At 73.7% G+C, this 14,798-nt stretch carries 16 protein-coding genes; 5 read left to right on the top strand and 11 right to left on the bottom strand.

The features are described 5' to 3' along the window. The first annotated feature begins 161 nt into the window (after window positions 1–161). The 3 genes from O7546_RS26900 to hisC are packed head-to-tail and all read left to right on the top strand — an operon-like array spanning window position 162 to window position 2,888. A complete protein-coding gene (locus tag O7546_RS26900; protein WP_281600179.1) occupies window positions 162–695 on the top strand; it encodes an RDD family protein in 534 nt (177 codons plus the stop codon). 55 nt (window positions 696–750) lie between these two features. Next, on the top strand, window positions 751–1,788 hold the full coding sequence (locus O7546_RS26905) for an RDD family protein (protein ID WP_281600180.1): 1,038 nt from the start codon (window positions 751–753) through the stop codon (window positions 1,786–1,788). Beyond that, a complete protein-coding gene (hisC, locus tag O7546_RS26910) occupies window positions 1,785–2,888 on the top strand; it encodes a histidinol-phosphate transaminase (RefSeq protein ID WP_135242305.1) in 1,104 nt (367 codons plus the stop codon). Before O7546_RS26905 ends, hisC begins: the two co-directional genes overlap by 4 nt. Window positions 2,889–2,946: 58 nt before the next feature. Here the strand turns inward: hisC and O7546_RS26915 are convergent, their stop codons facing one another. The 5 genes from O7546_RS26915 to O7546_RS26935 form a co-directional block, all read right to left on the bottom strand. Further along, window positions 2,947–4,200 (bottom strand): PQQ-binding-like beta-propeller repeat protein, encoded by a 1,254-nt coding sequence (locus O7546_RS26915; protein ID WP_194801918.1) that lies wholly within the window; start codon window positions 4,198–4,200, stop codon window positions 2,947–2,949. 67 nt (window positions 4,201–4,267) lie between these two features. Further along, on the bottom strand, window positions 4,268–4,750 hold the full coding sequence (locus tag O7546_RS26920; protein ID WP_135242307.1) for an SRPBCC family protein: 483 nt from the start codon (window positions 4,748–4,750) through the stop codon (window positions 4,268–4,270). 110 nt (window positions 4,751–4,860) lie between these two features. Further along, window positions 4,861–5,070, bottom strand: coding sequence for a DUF397 domain-containing protein (locus O7546_RS26925; protein ID WP_194801919.1), 210 nt, complete (start codon window positions 5,068–5,070; stop codon window positions 4,861–4,863). A gap of 168 nt (window positions 5,071–5,238) precedes the next feature. Next, window positions 5,239–6,438 carry a fumarylacetoacetase gene (gene fahA, locus O7546_RS26930; protein WP_281600181.1) on the bottom strand — a complete coding sequence of 400 codons (1,200 nt, stop codon included), beginning with the start codon at window positions 6,436–6,438 and terminating at the stop codon, window positions 5,239–5,241. Then, the gene (locus tag O7546_RS26935) at window positions 6,435–7,301 is read right to left on the bottom strand and encodes a hypothetical protein (RefSeq protein ID WP_269697758.1); all 867 of its coding nucleotides are present in this window, start codon (window positions 7,299–7,301) and stop codon (window positions 6,435–6,437) included. The genes fahA and O7546_RS26935 overlap by 4 nt, the downstream gene beginning before the upstream one ends. 94 nt (window positions 7,302–7,395) lie before the next feature. Between O7546_RS26935 and O7546_RS26940 the strand changes: the two genes are divergently transcribed. Further along, window positions 7,396–8,562, top strand: coding sequence for a homogentisate 1,2-dioxygenase domain-containing protein (locus tag O7546_RS26940; protein ID WP_281600182.1), 1,167 nt, complete (start codon window positions 7,396–7,398; stop codon window positions 8,560–8,562). A 55-nt stretch (window positions 8,563–8,617) separates the two neighbouring features. Here the strand turns inward: O7546_RS26940 and O7546_RS26945 are convergent, their stop codons facing one another. From O7546_RS26945 to O7546_RS26955, 3 genes are read right to left on the bottom strand one after another with little or no spacing between them, the layout of a single operon-like run. Next, on the bottom strand, window positions 8,618–9,658 hold the full coding sequence (locus O7546_RS26945; RefSeq protein ID WP_194801923.1) for an NAD(P)-dependent alcohol dehydrogenase: 1,041 nt from the start codon (window positions 9,656–9,658) through the stop codon (window positions 8,618–8,620). Window positions 9,659–9,703: 45 nt separating this feature from the next. Next, window positions 9,704–10,711 (bottom strand): tetratricopeptide repeat protein, encoded by a 1,008-nt coding sequence (locus tag O7546_RS26950; RefSeq protein WP_269697759.1) that lies wholly within the window; start codon window positions 10,709–10,711, stop codon window positions 9,704–9,706. A gap of 50 nt (window positions 10,712–10,761) precedes the next feature. After that, a complete protein-coding gene (locus O7546_RS26955) occupies window positions 10,762–12,114 on the bottom strand; it encodes a BTAD domain-containing putative transcriptional regulator (protein ID WP_281600183.1) in 1,353 nt (450 codons plus the stop codon). A gap of 174 nt (window positions 12,115–12,288) precedes the next feature. Here O7546_RS26955 and O7546_RS26960 point away from each other — a divergent pair, with 174 nt between their 5' ends. Further along, window positions 12,289–12,819 carry a hypothetical protein gene (locus tag O7546_RS26960; protein ID WP_194801926.1) on the top strand — a complete coding sequence of 177 codons (531 nt, stop codon included), beginning with the start codon at window positions 12,289–12,291 and terminating at the stop codon, window positions 12,817–12,819. Between the two features lie 37 nt (window positions 12,820–12,856). Here the strand turns inward: O7546_RS26960 and ispF are convergent, their stop codons facing one another. The 3 genes from ispF to O7546_RS26975 are packed head-to-tail and all read right to left on the bottom strand — an operon-like array spanning window position 12,857 to window position 14,624. Next, a complete protein-coding gene (gene ispF, locus O7546_RS26965) occupies window positions 12,857–13,339 on the bottom strand; it encodes a 2-C-methyl-D-erythritol 2,4-cyclodiphosphate synthase (protein ID WP_228532487.1) in 483 nt (160 codons plus the stop codon). A 50-nt stretch (window positions 13,340–13,389) separates the two neighbouring features. After that, complete coding sequence (gene ispD / locus O7546_RS26970) at window positions 13,390–14,085, bottom strand: 2-C-methyl-D-erythritol 4-phosphate cytidylyltransferase (RefSeq protein WP_269697760.1); 696 nt, start codon at window positions 14,083–14,085, stop codon at window positions 13,390–13,392. Between the two features lie 53 nt (window positions 14,086–14,138). Further along, a complete protein-coding gene (locus O7546_RS26975; RefSeq protein WP_007073334.1) occupies window positions 14,139–14,624 on the bottom strand; it encodes a CarD family transcriptional regulator in 486 nt (161 codons plus the stop codon). Between the last annotated feature and the right edge of the window lie 174 nt (window positions 14,625–14,798).

Below are 14,798 nucleotides of genomic sequence, written 5' to 3' on the forward strand. Positions count from 1 at the left end.
CTCCTCCGAACCCGACGCCGCCGCCCGCCGGTCCTGTACCCGCGGGCGGCGGCTTCGCGCCGCCCGGCGGACCGGCGGTGCCCGCGCAGCACGTTCCCCCGGGGTACGCCGGCCCGCCCGGCTACCCACCTCCCGGTTACCCCCCACCCGGGTACGCCCCGATGCCCGTCCCGCCTCCGGTCGCGCCGAACGGGCAGCCGCTGGCGAGCTTCGGTGACCGGCTGCTCGCCTACCTGATCGACACCGCCGTCGCCGTGGCGGTGACGATGGCACTGTTCCTGCCGGTCTTCTTCCTCGTCTTCGTCCGGATGATCGACGAGATCGAGCAGGCCGGCCCGAACGGCCCCGACCCGGCCGAGCTCTGGACCGGCGTACTCCTGCCGTTGTTCGCCGCCGAGCTCGGGGTGCTGCTGCTGATGCTCGCCTTCTACTGGGTCTACCACGTCGAGTACGCCCGCCGGACCGGGCAGACGCTGGGCAAGAAGGTGATGAAGCTACGGATCGTGCCGCTGCAGCCGGACGCCGCGCTGAGCCGGGGGATGCTCGGCAAGCGCTGGGTCGTCGAGTTCGCCGGCGGGATGTTCGTGCCGTTCCTCAACTACCTCGACGGTTTCTGGCAACTGTGGGACAAGCCCTGGCAGCAGTGCCTCCACGACAAGTTCGCCGGAACGGTCGTCGTTAAGGTTGGCCCGTGAGCGCGAGGAGTGAGCCGGGTCTGCGAGCCCCGCAGTCGGGAACAAGGACGGCATCGTGAGTTTGGAACCTGGCTGGTACGTCGACCCCGCCGACACGGAGACCCGCAGGTGGTGGGACGGCGAGGGCTGGATCGGCGCGCCGATCCCGGTCGACGTCACCCCGCCCGACGGCCCGCCGCCCCCCGAACCCGAGCCCGCGCCGGCCGCCTCGACGCCCGCCGCCGGCCAGCAGGCCACCGACCCCGGCGGCCGCCCCGACGCGACCACGACGTCCGGCACGCCCGGCGGTCCGGGCGGACCGAGCCCGTGGCCGGGTCAGCCGGGTCAGCCCGGCCAGGGCGGCCCGTGGCCGGGACAGCCGGGTCAGGTGAACCCGTGGCCGGGTCAGCCGGGTCAGCCGGGCCAGCCCGGGCAGCCGGGGCAGGCCGGGCCGGGCACGCAGGGACCGCCGCCGGGCTGGCCGTACCCGCACTGGCCAGGTGCGCAGCCGGTCCCGCGTCCGCACGGGCTGCCGCTCGCGTCGTACGGCGCCCGGCTGGTCGCGCGCCTGATCGACTTCGGCGTGGTGTTCCTGCTCAACGCCGTGGTCAACGGCTGGTTCGTCTGGCGCTACGTCGAGGCGGTCTCCCCGTACCTGCGCGAGTCGGTGCGCCGGGCGCTCAACGGTGACACGTCCACCGAAGGGCTGCCCCAGATCGACGACCAGGCCGGCGGCCTCCAGATCGCGATTCTGGTGATCGCCACCGCGCTCTGGTACGCGTACGAGGTGCCGTCGATGGCGGCGCGCGGCCAGACCTTCGGCAAGCGGCTGATGGGCATCCGCGCGCTGCCGGTCGAGGCGGACCAGCCGCTCGGCTTCGGCCGGGCCACCCGGCGCTGGAGCACGCTCGGCCTGCCGACGCTGCTCTGGTACTGCTGCGGGCTGGGCCTGGTGCTCCAGCTCATCGACGCGGTCTCACCCCTGTTCGACCATCCGCTGCGCCAGGCCCTGCACGACAAGCGGGCGCAGACGGTGGTGGTCCAGCTCCCCCGCAAGCGTGACACCCGTACCACCCCGCCCGAGAGCGCCGACACCCCGGGAGACACCCCATGACCGAGACCGGACGCCAGCAGCCCGCGCTGCGGCTCACCCGCGCCGACCTGGACGCGCTGCCCAACTACGTGCCCGGCCGCAGCCCGGCCGACCTGGCCCGCGAGCTGGGGCTGGCCGAGGCGATCAAGCTGGCCAGCAACGAGGTGCCGTACGGCCCGCTGCCGGGCGTGGTGGAGGCGGTCGCGGAGGCGGTGGCCGGTTCGCACCGCTACCCGGACATGGGCGTGGTGGCGCTGCGTCAGGCGCTCGCCGAGCGGTACGGCGTGGACGCCGACCGGATCGCCACCGGCTGCGGTTCGGTGGCGCTGGCCGAGCACCTGGTGCGCGCCACCTGCCTGCCCGGTGACGAGCTGCTCTACTCGTGGCGCTCCTTCGAGGCGTACCCGATCATCGCGGCGACCAGCGGCGCGACGAGCGTGCGGGTGCCGAACGACGCCGGCCACGGCCACGACCTTTCCGCGATGGCTGCGGCGGTGACCGACCGGACCCGGATGGTGCTGGTCTGCAACCCGAACAACCCCACCGGTACGGCGGTGCGCCGGGCCGAGCTGGACCGCTTCCTCGACGCGATGCCGGACGACGTGCTCGTGGTGATCGACGAGGCGTACCGGGAGTTCGTCACCGACCCCGAGGTGCCGGACGGCCTGACCTACCTGGACCGGCCGAACGTGGCGGTGCTGCGCACGCTGTCCAAGGCGTGGGGCCTGGCCGGTCTGCGGATCGGCTGGCTGGTCGCCGCGCCGGAGGTGGCCGCCGCCGTGCGCAAGGTGGTCACTCCGTTCTCCACCAGCATGGCGGCCCAGGCCGGCGCGCTGGCCGCGCTGGCGCAGGCCGACGAGGTGGAGCGGCGCTGCGCGCTGGTGGTGGCCGAGCGGGACCGGGTCACCGAGGCGCTGCGCAAGTTCGTCCCGGACGTGCCGGACAGCCAGGCCAACTTCGTCTGGCTGCCGCTGGGCGAGCGGGCGGTGGAGTTCGGCCGGGCGTGCGAGGCGCGCGGCGTGATCGTCCGCCCGTTCCCCGGCGACGGTGTCCGGGTCACCATCGGCACCCCGGCCGAGAACGACGCGTTCCTGGCCGCCGCAGAGGCCGCGCTGGCCTGACCGGGCGCGCCCGGCGTCGGTCCGTCAACCCCCTACGGACCGGCGCCGGGCGTCCGGATCAGGTCACGGCGAGCAGCACCGGCTCGGCCATCAGGAAGTAGCCCTGGTCGTCGTCCTCCGGAGCGGCCTGCTCCCGCAGCCGCTCCACGGCGACGTAGCCGTCCACCGCGTACGCCCGGCCCGGCCGCCAGCCGATCCCGTCCCGTCCCAGGTCGAGCACGAAACTGGACCGGGTGGTGCCGGTCAGCGGGTCCACGGTGACCAGTTCCCGCCGGTCGGTCAGCAGATGCACCCGTCCCGGCTCGGTCGCCAGCACCCGCGCCGGGTGGATGTCCGCCCGGCGCCACAGCTCCTCGCCGGTACGCGCCGAGCGTCCGACCACCACCGGGCCGGACGTGTCCACCGCCCGCTCACCGTCCAGCACCGTGTCCGGGTGGTCCAGGCCCGGCGCCGCGGCCGGCTCGCCCGGGTCGGTCACCAGCCAGCCCCGGCTGCCCGCGCCGTCCGGCCCGGCGGTACGTAGCCCACGGCAACCGGAGTGCCCGTGCGGGCAGCCCACAGGCGTGACGACGAGTTGCTCCGGCGCGTCCGGCGGCCGCCAGCGGGTCCGCACCGTACCGGTCGCCGCGTCCCGCAGCTCGACCGCGGCCGGGCCGTCGCAGCTGTCCACCCCGACCAGCTCGCCGCTGGCGGTGGTGCCCACGTCGGACCGGCAACCGCTGCCCACGTCGACGCGCCAGAGCCGGCGGCCGTCGGCGAGGTCGTAGCCGCCGAGCCCGCCCGGACCGGCCGCGAGCAGCACGGTCCGCCCGTCCGCAGCGCGCGCCACGTGCAGCCCGGCCGGATCCCAGACCGTGCCGGCGAAGGTGCGTCGCGGCTCCGGCACCGACCCGGGCCGCGGGCCGTCCGCCCGCCAGGCCACCCGACCGGTACGCGCGTCGAGCGCCACCAGCTTGCCGTCGGACCAGCGGCTGACCACCGTGGTTCCCTCGGCGAGCACTCCGACCAGCGTTGCCGGCCAGCGGCGGAAGGACCAGAACGGGGTGACCCGGTGCCGACCGGTGACCGGCTGGTCGGCGTACACCTGACGGGCGCCGGCGTAGACGCGGAGGCGGCCGTCCACGACGAGCGGCGCCACCGGCAGCCGCGCGAGCACCCCGGCGGTCGGCGCGGGCACCTCCGGGTACGACTTCCGGGCCGGGGTGTCGACCTCGGCGGGCGACAGCACCCGGACGACCACGGCGACCGACGCCGCGACGGCGAGCACCGCCACCAGCGCCACCACGGCCCGCCGCCTCGCGGCCTTCGCCATCCGTCACCTCCGCCCCGGCACCCTACCGGCCGTGTGCGGGCGGGGTGCGGGGAGCGGCCGGGTCGGCTCAGGCGGCCTCGGTGGATCGGTCGGAACCGGCGGCCAGCGCCAGGTCGGCCAGGTCACGCCGGAGCGCGCCCTCGACCGCGCGGGCCGCCAGGCCACCGAGGATCAGGGCCAGCACCCGCCCGTACGCCCGGGTCGGCACCGCCTCCTGCTCGACCGTGACCTCGGTGCAGCCGCGCCGCCGCCGCTCGACGGTGCGCAGCGTCCAGGTGATCCGGTAGTCGGCGCCGGCGCCGCGCGACCCGAGCACCAGGCGGCCGGGCGCGACCGCCTCGATCACCTCGAACTCCTCCGGCTCGGTGCCGCCGTCCGGGCGGACGCGGGTCTCCCGCCACACGGTGCCCGGTCCGAAGCCGCCGGTGCCGACGACCTCGACCGCGTCCACCGCCGAGAGCCAGTCGGCGCGGGCCGGGAGGTCGGTGAGCAGCCGCCACAGGTCGGCGTCCTGCGCTTCGATGAATGCGGAAACCGTCACCGTCGACATGGCACCTCCCGTGTCGTACACGGTACGGGCCGTGACCGGAAACGGGGAGCCTCCCGGTGACATTTCCACCACCGGCGCCCCGGCCGGGGCACCGGTGTGGGCGCGAGCGGTCAGCCTCCGAACGTGCCGCCCCGCAGCGCGGTGACGAACGCGGCCCAGCCCGGCGGGCTCACCGCGAGCGCGGGGCCGTCCGGGTCCTTCGAGTCGCGTACGCCCACCACGCCGTGCGCGGCGACCACGTTCGTCGCCACCTCGACGCAGAGACCCTGATCGTTCGAGCGGCTGCTGGTGCGCCAGACGGCACCGGTCAACTCGGTCATGCTCGATCCTTCCTCTCGGCTTTCGCTGGTACGCCCGGCCCGGCACCGCGGGCGGCTCCCGGGAGGAGCCACCGGCCGGGGCGTACGTGATCCGGAGCGATCAACGGCGAAGGAAACGGCCCCGGTCGCACATCGGGTGCGACCGGGGCCGGTTCGGAAGGTCGGATCTCAGCGGGCCGGGAGGATCTTCCCGGTGACCTCGCCCAACGCGACTGTGGTGCCGTCCGGGCCGGGCGCGGTGGCGGTGATCGTCACCGTGTCGCCGTCCTCCAGGAACGTCCGCTCGCTGCCGTCGGCGAACTTGACCGGCTCGGACCCGCCCCAGGTCAGCTCCAGGAACGACCCGACCTGGCCGCGCTCCGGACCGGAGACGGTGCCGGAGGCGTAGAGGTCGCCGGTACGCAGCGACGCGCCGTTGACGGTGAGGTGCGCGAGCTGCTGCGCCGGGGTCCAGTACATGCCGGCGAACGGCGGCTCGGCGACCCGCTCGCCGTTCCACTCGACCGACAGCGTCAGGTCCAGCCCGACGCGCGGGGTGTCGCGCAGGTAGTCCTGCACCGGCGGGTCCTGGTCCGGCGCGGGTACGAACGCGTCGGCCAGCGCCTCCAGCGGCGTCACCCAGGCCGAGACGGAGGTGGCGAACGACTTGCCGAGGAACGGTCCGAGCGGCTGGTACTCCCACGCCTGGATGTCCCGGGCCGACCAGTCGTTGACGAGCACCACGCCGAAGACGTGGTCGGCGAAGTCGGCCACCGGCACCCGCTCGCCGAGCCGGCTCGGCACGCCCACCACGAAGCCCACCTCGGCCTCGATGTCCAGCCGTACCGAGGCACCGGTGGTGGGGCCCTGCGCGCTGGCCCGCTGGCCGGTCGGGCGGATCACCGGGGTGCCGGAGACGACCACCGTGCCGGCCCGGCCGTGGTAGCCGATCGGCACGTGCTTCCAGTTCGGCAGCAGCGGCGGCTGCCCGGGCCGGAAGATCTGCCCGACGTTCGAGGCGTGGTGCTCCGAGGAGTAGAAGTCGACGTAGTCGGCCACCTCGAACGGCAGCGCCATCTCGACCTCGCGCAGCGGCACCAGCAGCGGCTCGACCGCCGCCCGGTGCTCCGGCTCGGTGAGCAGCTCGACGACCCGCTGCCGGACCGCCGTCCACTGCGGACGGCCGAGCGCCATGAAGGCGTTGAGCGCCGGCTCACCCAGCGCGCCGCCGGCCAGCACCAGACCGGCGGCCTCCGCGCCGGCCAGGTCCAGCGCGAAGTCACCGATGCGGACGCCGATACGCGGCTCGCCGCCGCCGTGCCGGAACACGCCGTACGGCAGGTTCGTCACCCCGTACGGCGACCCCGCCGCCCCTGGTACCCAGGTCATGCCTCGTAGCCTCCGTTCACCAGCCCCAGCCGGATCAGATCGGTAAGTGGTTCGGAGATGCTGCACGAGCCGTACCCGACCCAGAGCGGGCGCTCGGCGTCGCGGTGCGCCCGGGCCGGCTCGACCACCCGTACCGGGTCGGTGGCGGCGAGCAGCTCGGCCACGCCGTCCACCTCGGCTCCCCCGACGGCGGCGAGCGTCGCGCCCAGCACGTTGACGAAACCGTGGTGGTTGAAGCCGGTCTCCGGGTCGCGGTGCCGGATCGCGTGGTGCAGCCCGGCGGTGAGCTTGAACGGCAGCTTACGGTCCCGGCACGCGCAGATCACCGCGGCCAGCTCGACCGGGGTGGGGAACAGTTCGGCGGCGAGCCCGCCGGTGCGGAACTTGGCGGCCACCGGCAGCCCGGCGGCGCGTGCCTCGGCGAGCGTGTCGAGCGCGCCCATCAGGCCGAAGGTCAGCGGGATCTCCGCGTACACGGCGGTGCCGGCGAGCCGGCCGGCGAGCGCGAGCAGCTCGGACAGCCCGGGTTGCGGGTCCTCGCCGCGCTTGGCGACCGGCGCCTCGATCTGCCGGGCGGCCAGCCCGTCGGGCGCGAGCGCGTCCAGCGCCTGCGGGAGCTGGTCCAGACCGGTGTCGCCGATCAGCCCGATGACCAGGCCCTCGGCCGGGTCCACCAGGCCGCTCAGTGATCCGCGCTGGATCTCCGAGGCGGGCAGCAGCAGCGGGCCGACCATGTCCGCGTACCAGGCGGTGCGGTGGGTGCGGTGCGCGGTCACCGCGTCGGGCAGCGGGGCGTTGCCGGGTGGGAAGACCGCGGCGTCGTCCACCAGGCCGGAGAGGAGGCGGGGCACCTGCGTTGACACGAGACAAGAATGTACGGGACGCTACGAGGAACGGACAACAGCGTCCGATTATCGGACGCCCTCGGCCGGAGAACGGGACATATCGGGAGGCGAGATGCCGTACTACCGCAGGGTCGGCGACGTGCCGCGCAAGCGCCACACCCAGTTCCGCCAGCCCGACGGCACGCTCTGCGCGGAGGAACTGGTCGGCCAGGAGGGCTTCTCCTCCGACTCGTCGCTGCTCTACCACCGGCACGCGCCGACCGCGATCCTCGCCGCGCAGGAGTACGCCCCGCCCACAGTCACCCGCGTGCCGAACCTGCCGCTCAAGCCGCGTCACCTGCGCACGCACAAGCTCGACGGCACCGGTGCGGACCCGGTGCTCGGCCGGCAGTACCTGCTCGCCAACGACGACGTACGCATCGCCTACGTGCTAGCCGACCGGCCGTCGCCGCTGTTCCGCGACGCCACCGGCGACCACTGCCTCTACCTGGAGGCCGGGTCGATGCGTGTGGAGTCGCCGTTCGGCGTGCTCGACGCGGTCGCCGGCGACTACGTCGTCATCCCCACCTCGACCATCCACCGCCTCGTGCCCACCGGCGACGAACCGACCCGGCTGCTCGCCGTCGAGGCGTCCGGCCACATCGGGCCGCCCAAGCGCTACCTCTCCGTACGCGGCCAGTTCCTGGAGCACGCGCCCTACTGCGAGCGCGACGTCCGGGGACCGGACACCCCGCTGCTGGTCGACGGCGAGGAGGTCGAGGTGCTGGTGCGGCACCGTCGCGGTTGGACGAGGTACGTCTACGCCAACCACCCGTTCGACGTGGTGGGCTGGGACGGGCACATGTACCCGTGGGCGTTCTCCATCCACGACTTCGAACCGATCACCGGGCGGATCCACCAGCCGCCGCCGGTGCACCAGACGTTCCAGGGCCCGAACTTCGTCATCTGCTCGTTCGTGCCGCGCAAGGTGGACTACCACCCGGCCGCCATCCCGGTGCCGTACAACCACCACAACGTCGACTCCGACGAAATGCTGTTCTACACCGGCGGCAACTACGAGGCCCGGCGCGGCTCCGGCATCGAGCAGGGCTCGATCTCGCTGCACCCGTCCGGCTTCACGCACGGCCCCCAGCCGGGTGCCGCCGAGCGGTCGATCGGTGCGGAGTTCTTCGACGAGCTGGCGGTCATGGTGGACACGTTCCGCCCACTGGACCTCTGCGACGCGGCCGCCGCCTGCGAGGACGACGGCTACGCCTGGACCTGGGCGCGCAAGTCCTGACGTACGCGAGAAGGGGCCGCGCCCGGCACGGACGCGGCCCCTCCGCACGCGGTCGTCAGAACGTGGACGCGTCGATGACGAAGCGGTAGCGGACGTCGGAGGCGAGCACCCGCTCGTACGCCTCATTGATCTTCTCGGCACCGATCACCTCGATCTCGGCGCCCAGCCCGTGCTCGGCGCAGAAGTCGAGCATCTCCTGGGTCTCCGCGATGCCGCCGATGTTCGACCCGGCGAACGACCGCCGGGCCGGGATCAGCGAGAACGCGTGCACCGACAGCGAATCCTCGGGCGCGCCCACGTTGACGAGCGTCCCGTCCACCGCGAGCAGCCGCAGGTACGCGTCCATGTCGAGCGTCGCGCTCACCGTGTTGATGATCAGGTCGAACGAGCCGGCCAGCTCGGTGAACGTGTCCTCGTCCGAGGTCGCGTAGTAGTGGTCGGCGCCGAGCCGCAGCCCGTCCTCCCGTTTCTTCAGCGACTGCGACAGCACAGTCACCTCGGCGCCCATCGCGTGCGCCAGCTTGACGGCCATGTGGCCGAGACCGCCCATGCCGATCACCGCGACCCGGCGGCCCGGCCCGGCGTTCCAGTGCCGCAGCGGCGAGTACGTGGTGATGCCGGCGCAGAGCAGCGGCGCGGCCGCGTCCAACTCGATGCCGTCCGGGATGCGCAGCACGAAGTCCTCGGTGACCACGATGGCCTGCGAGTAGCCGCCCTGGGTCGGCTCGCCGTCCCGCCCCACCCCGCCGTACGTGCCGGTGCTGCCGTTGAGGCAGTACTGCTCCAGCCCCTTGCGGCAGTTGTCGCACTCCCGGCAGGAGTCGACCAGGCAGCCGACGCCGACCCGATCGCCGACGGCGAACCTGGTGACCGCGGAGCCGACCTCACGCACCACGCCCGCGATCTCGTGACCCACCACGATCGGGTAGCGGGTCGGGCCCCACTCGCTGCGCGCGGTGTGGATGTCGGAGTGGCAGATGCCGGAGAACTTGATGTCGATGAGAACGTCGTCCGGTCCGAGATCGCGCCGCTCGATGGTGGTCGGGGCGAGCGGTTCGGTCGCGGACGTCGCCGCATAGGCGTTGACGGTGAGCACTGGTTCCCGCTTCCTTCAGCCGGTGTTTCCGGTCCTCCTACCCGCTCACCGGCGAGCGAACGCGGTGAATCCGGCCACCACCGACGCGGTGATCGCCCCGACCAGCGGCAACGGGCCGCCGACCAGCGCGTACACGAGCAGCAGCACCACCGCGGCGGCGGCCGCGTAGACCGGCACGACCAGGCCGCGTGACATCGCCTCCCGCAGGCCGGGCCGCCACGTCGCCGGGCGACGCAGCAGCACTGCCGTCCCGGCCACCGCCAGCACCGCGAACAGCCGGGACGCGCCGGTCGAGGCCGGGGCCAGCGCGGCGACCAGCACGCTCGCGAGCAGCGACCAGCCGGCCACGGACAGCAGGAGCCGCCGGATGCCGTCGTCCACCGTCCGCGCCGGGTCGGGACGTGCCACCGGCAGGTCCGCCAGCGCGGTCAGGTGTTCCAGCGTCTCGGCGTACCGGCGGCGTTCCAGCCGGGCCACGCCCACGTCCTGCCCCGCGTCACCCAGCTCCGGGTCCAGCCGCAGCGCCTCCCGGTAGGCCCGCTCGGCCAGGTCGAACAGCTGCAGCCGCACCGCGACCAGGCCGAGCACCAGGTGCGCCTCCGGCTCGTCGTGGGCCAGCTCCACCCCGCGCCACGCCGCGTCCAGCGCCGCCTGCCCGTTGCGCGACGCGGAGAGGATGGCGGCGGCACTGCGCTGCGCGTACGCGTCGCCCGGCGCACGCGCCAGGATCTCGTCGGCGGTGGCCGCGGCGGGCTTCCAGTGTTCGAGGTCGAGGAGGGCGAACCCGCGCGCCACGAGCGCCGGCACCGCCTCGGGACCGGCGGTCGCCTCCTCGACGGCGGTCTCGGTGGCGGCGAGCGCCTCGGCCGGGCGGTCGGCGGCCAGGTGCATCCGGGCCAGCATGGTCAACGCGGGCAGGTGCCCGGGCTCGTCCGCGAGCAGCGCGGCGAGTTCGCCGATCCCCTCGTCGTAGCGCCCCAGCTCGGCGAGCAGGTGGGCACGTTGCAGGTAGCCGTCGGCGGCGGACTGGTCGGGAGCGGCGTCACTCGGCATCCCGGCGAGCGTATCCGCCCGGCCCCACCGCGCGCCGAGGGTGCCCGGCGTCAGGCACTCCGGCAGGACGCGCCCGCCCGGCCGCCGCACGTCCCCAGACTGCACCACCGGCGCAGTCCGCTCTCGTCCAGGAACAGCCACCCGCACCGCCGGTCCGGGCAGACCCGCACCGTGAACCGGGCCGGATCGGCGAGCAGTTGTGCGCCGCTGAACGCGGCGGCGTGCACCGGCAGCCGCAGCCCTGCGGCAAGGTCCGGCCACCAGCGGCCGCGTCCGTCGGCCTCACGCCGGAAGACGAGCGTACGAGCGGCGGCCTCGGCGGCCCGTGCGACCGTCTCGAAGGCCGGTCCGTCGTCCGGGTCGACCAGGCTGGCGTAGAGCGCCGCGCGGAGCGTACGGGCCTCGTCGAGCACCGCCTCCGCCGCTGGCGGGTCACGGCGCGCGAGGTGCAGCAGGCGGTTCGTCGAGACCTCGTCCACCAGCCCGACATGGCCGGCCCAGACGGCAAGGGTGCGGTAGCCGCGCAGCCACTCGGCGCCGGGCAACGGAGGCTCGTGTCCCCACCCGGCGAGCGTGTTGCAGAAGTCCAGGGCCGGATGGCCGCCCACGCTCCACGGCAGGCTCTCGTCGTTCACCCGGATTTCGTGCATCGGCCGGTCGACCCGGTCCAGGCGGTCGTCGCCCGCGAGCACCCGCCGCTGCACCTCGCGGAGCCGGGGCCCCGGCTCGACGCCGAAGTCGGCCGCGAGCAGGTCCCGGGTGGCGCGGTAGAGGCGCAGCGCGTCGGCCCGCCGGGCACCCCGGTACAGGGCGGTCATCAGGACTGCCACGAGGTGTTCCCGCGTAGGGTGTTCGGCGGCCAGCGGCATCAGTTCGGCGATCGCCCGCGTGTGCCGGCCCAGCGCGAGCTGCGCCTCGGCCCGTAGCTCCACGGCCACCAGCCGTAGCTCCTCGACAGTGCCGTGCAGCCGGTGCCGCAGCTCGTCGTCCGCCGCGTCGGCGAGCAACGGCCCGCGCCAGAGGGCCAGCGCCCGGTCGAGCGACCGCACCCGCTCGGCGGGATCGGCGGCTCTCCCGGCCCTCCGGACCAGTTCGGCGAACTCGTCGACGTCGACCCGGTGCCCGTCCTCCTCCACCGCGTAGCCCTCGCCCCGGGTGCTGATCCGCACCCCGTACGGATGGAGCGAGCCCCGCAGCCGCCCGATGTACGTCTGCACCGCACTGCGCGCCGTGGCCGGCGGCCGGCCGTTCCAGAGCAGGTCGATGAGGCGGTCGGTAGGCACCACCCGGCCCACGTCGAGCAGCAGCACCCCGAGCAGGCAACGCTCCTGGCGCCGGCTGCCGACCTCGACCGGCCGGCCGTCGTGGCGGGCCTCGAACGGCCCGAGCAGGCGGAACTCCATACCGAACAGGACGATCCGGCCCGAGCCGGGGGTTGTCGCCCGGCGGTGATCGCGTGATGAGGAGCTCGGCCGGCCGGGTCCGCCCGCTCGACGGCTGCGGCTCGACGCGGTGAGCCGGTGGTGATCCGGCCCGGTGATGCTCGCCGTCCGGACCAGCGACGAATGGAGTGCAACATGCGGTTCAGGATGAGTATCGCGGTGGCGAGCGTCGTGGCGGCGGTTGTCGCGGGCCTGCCCGGCTCGGCGTCCGCCGCGCCGGAGCGGCATCCCGCCCCGGGTGCCTGGGAACCGGCACCCCAGGAGCCGTTCGAGATGCCGGCGGGCGCGCGGTGCGAGTTCGCGGTACGGGTCGAGCCGATCGTGGACGAGGTTCGGAAGCTGACGATCGAGACCTATCCGGACGGCGCACCGAAGCGGGAGTTGTTCACCGGCGCCCTGATCAACCGGGTGACGAACCTGGAGACCGGTGCCACCTCGACGGCGGACGCGAGCGGCACCGCCCTCGTCGTCTACCGCACCGACGGCTCGATGACCTGGTACGTGACCGGGCCGGTGCTGCTCGGTTTCCGGGAGAACGCCGGCACGCTGCCGAAGGGGCTGTGGATCGTCGACGGCCGGTTCCGGGTGGAGTTCTCCCCCACCTACGACAAGACCATCACGATGCTCCACGGCACTACTCACAACGTCTGCACCGACGTCGACTGATCGGGTGACGCGGTGACCGGCGTCCCCGGTCACCGCGTCAGTCGGCCGGAGCCTCGTAGACCAGAGCCACCGCGATCCCGGCGAGCCCCTCCCCGCGCCCGGTGAAGCCCAGCCCGTCTGTGGTGGCCGCGGAGACGGTCACCGGCGCGCCGACCGCCCCGGAGAGCACCCGCTGCGCCTCCTCCCGGCGCGGCCCGATCTTGGGACGGTTGCCGACGACCTGCACCGACACGTTGCCGATCTGGAAGCCCGCCGCCCGTACCCGGCGTGCGCTCTCGGTCAGCAGCGCCACCCCGGAGGCACCGGCCCACTCCGGCTGGTCCACGCCGAAGTTCGCGCCCAGGTCGCCGAGCCCGGCGGCGGAGAGCAGGGCGTTGCAGGCCGCGTGCGCCGCCACGTCGGCGTCGGAGTGCCCGGCCAGGCCGTCCTGGTCCGGCCAGTGCAGGCCCGCGACCCAGCAGGGCCGCCCGGCTGCGAACGCGTGCACGTCGGTGCCGACAGCCACCCGAGGAACGATCATGACCAGAGGGTACGCGCCGCAGATCCCAGGAGCCGGGTGGACGACGGCCGTCAGGCGCCTGTGGTCAGGAGGTGCTCGGCCAGAGCCATGTCGAACGGGCGGGTGATCTTCAGGGCCAACTCGGAGCCGGGTACGCAGGTCACCGCGATCCCCTGCTTCTCGACCAGGCCGGCGTCGTCGGTCAGCGCGTCACCCGCCGATCGGTGGGCCGCGATCAGCACCGACCGGCGGAAGCCCTGCGGCGTCTGCACCGCCCGCAACGCGGACCTGTCGACGGTGCCGAGCACCCGCTCGGCCGCGTCGACCTCCTTGATCGTGTCGACCACCGGCAGCACCGGGATCACCGCGTCGTGCCCGTCGCGGACCGCCGCGGCCACCGACTCGACCAGGTGGGGCGGGGTGAGCGCGCGGGCCGCGTCGTGCACGAGGACGATCTCCGGACCGGCGGGAACCGCTGCGAGGGCTGCCGCAACCGACTCCTGGCGTTCGGCGCCACCGGGCACCACAGTCACCGGGGCCACGGGGGCGAGCATCGCGCGTACCGCCTCGACCTCGGTCGCCGGCGCGGCCACCACGATCGTGTGCACCGAGGGCGCGGCGGCGATCCGGCGGACCGCGTGCACCAGCAGCGGCTCACCCGCGAGCAGCCGGAGTGCCTTCGGGGCGCCGGGTCCGAGGCGTACCCCGGCACCTGCCGCAGGAACGAGGACCGCGACGTCACCGCGCGGATTGAGCTGCGCGGTCACGTCGCGGTCCTCGGATTCGTTCGCTGCGGGGTGGGTAGAGGCAGAGGCGTGGATCAGGCCTCGGTCAGCACCTTGTCGAGCAGCGTCTCGGCCTCGTCCTTGGTGCTCTTCTCCGCCAGCGCGACCTCGCCGACGAGGATGTCACGAGCCTTGGCGAGCATCCGCTTCTCGCCCGCCGACAGGCCCCGCTCCCGCTCCCGGCGCCACAGGTCGCGGACGACCTCGGCCACCTTCAGCGGGTTTCCGGAGGCCAGCTTCTCCAGATTCGCCTTGTAACGCCGCGACCAGTTGGTCGGCTCCTCGGTGTGTGGTGCACGGAGCACGTCGAAGACCTTGCCCAGGCCCTCTTCGCCGACCACCTCGCGCACACCCACGATCTCGGCGTTCTCGGCGGGAACCCGGACCGTCAGGTCACCCTGTGCGACCCTCAGGACGAGGTATTGCTTGGGCTCGCCCTTGATGACCCGAGTCTCGATTGCCTCGATGAGTGCGGCCCCGTGGTGGGGGTAAACAACGGTCTCGCCGACACTGAAAACCATAGGTTCGAAACCCCTTTCGCTGTGTCTAGGGTAACACGCTCAGGCACCGATGTCTCACCGCTGTCCTGACCGTTGGCGCAGCTCAGGGGCCCTGTGAGAGGTATTTCTTCAGCTTGACAGGCGGTCAAACCGATGGTTTCGACACGCTCCGTGAGGAACACGTGACAACCCGGT

The sequence above is a fragment of the Micromonospora sp. WMMA1976 genome (assembly GCF_027497335.1).
Taxonomy (GTDB): domain Bacteria; phylum Actinomycetota; class Actinomycetes; order Mycobacteriales; family Micromonosporaceae; genus Micromonospora; species Micromonospora aurantiaca.

Coding starts and splice junctions, on each gene's coding strand:
- O7546_RS26900 (WP_281600179.1), top strand. CDS start 162: ATGCCCGTCCCGCCTCCGGTCGCGCCGAACGGGCAGCCGCTGGCGAGC.
- O7546_RS26925 (WP_194801919.1), bottom strand. CDS start 5,070: ATGACCGAGTTGACCGGTGCCGTCTGGCGCACCAGCAGCCGCTCGAAC.
- O7546_RS26960 (WP_194801926.1), top strand. CDS start 12,289: ATGCGGTTCAGGATGAGTATCGCGGTGGCGAGCGTCGTGGCGGCGGTT.
- hisC (WP_135242305.1), top strand. CDS start 1,785: ATGACCGAGACCGGACGCCAGCAGCCCGCGCTGCGGCTCACCCGCGCC.
- O7546_RS26975 (WP_007073334.1), bottom strand. CDS start 14,624: ATGGTTTTCAGTGTCGGCGAGACCGTTGTTTACCCCCACCACGGGGCC.
- O7546_RS26920 (WP_135242307.1), bottom strand. CDS start 4,750: ATGTCGACGGTGACGGTTTCCGCATTCATCGAAGCGCAGGACGCCGAC.
- O7546_RS26955 (WP_281600183.1), bottom strand. CDS start 12,114: ATGGAGTTCCGCCTGCTCGGGCCGTTCGAGGCCCGCCACGACGGCCGG.
- ispF (WP_228532487.1), bottom strand. CDS start 13,339: ATGATCGTTCCTCGGGTGGCTGTCGGCACCGACGTGCACGCGTTCGCA.
- O7546_RS26950 (WP_269697759.1), bottom strand. CDS start 10,711: ATGCCGAGTGACGCCGCTCCCGACCAGTCCGCCGCCGACGGCTACCTG.
- O7546_RS26940 (WP_281600182.1), top strand. CDS start 7,396: ATGCCGTACTACCGCAGGGTCGGCGACGTGCCGCGCAAGCGCCACACC.
- fahA (WP_281600181.1), bottom strand. CDS start 6,438: ATGACCTGGGTACCAGGGGCGGCGGGGTCGCCGTACGGGGTGACGAAC.
- O7546_RS26915 (WP_194801918.1), bottom strand. CDS start 4,200: ATGGCGAAGGCCGCGAGGCGGCGGGCCGTGGTGGCGCTGGTGGCGGTG.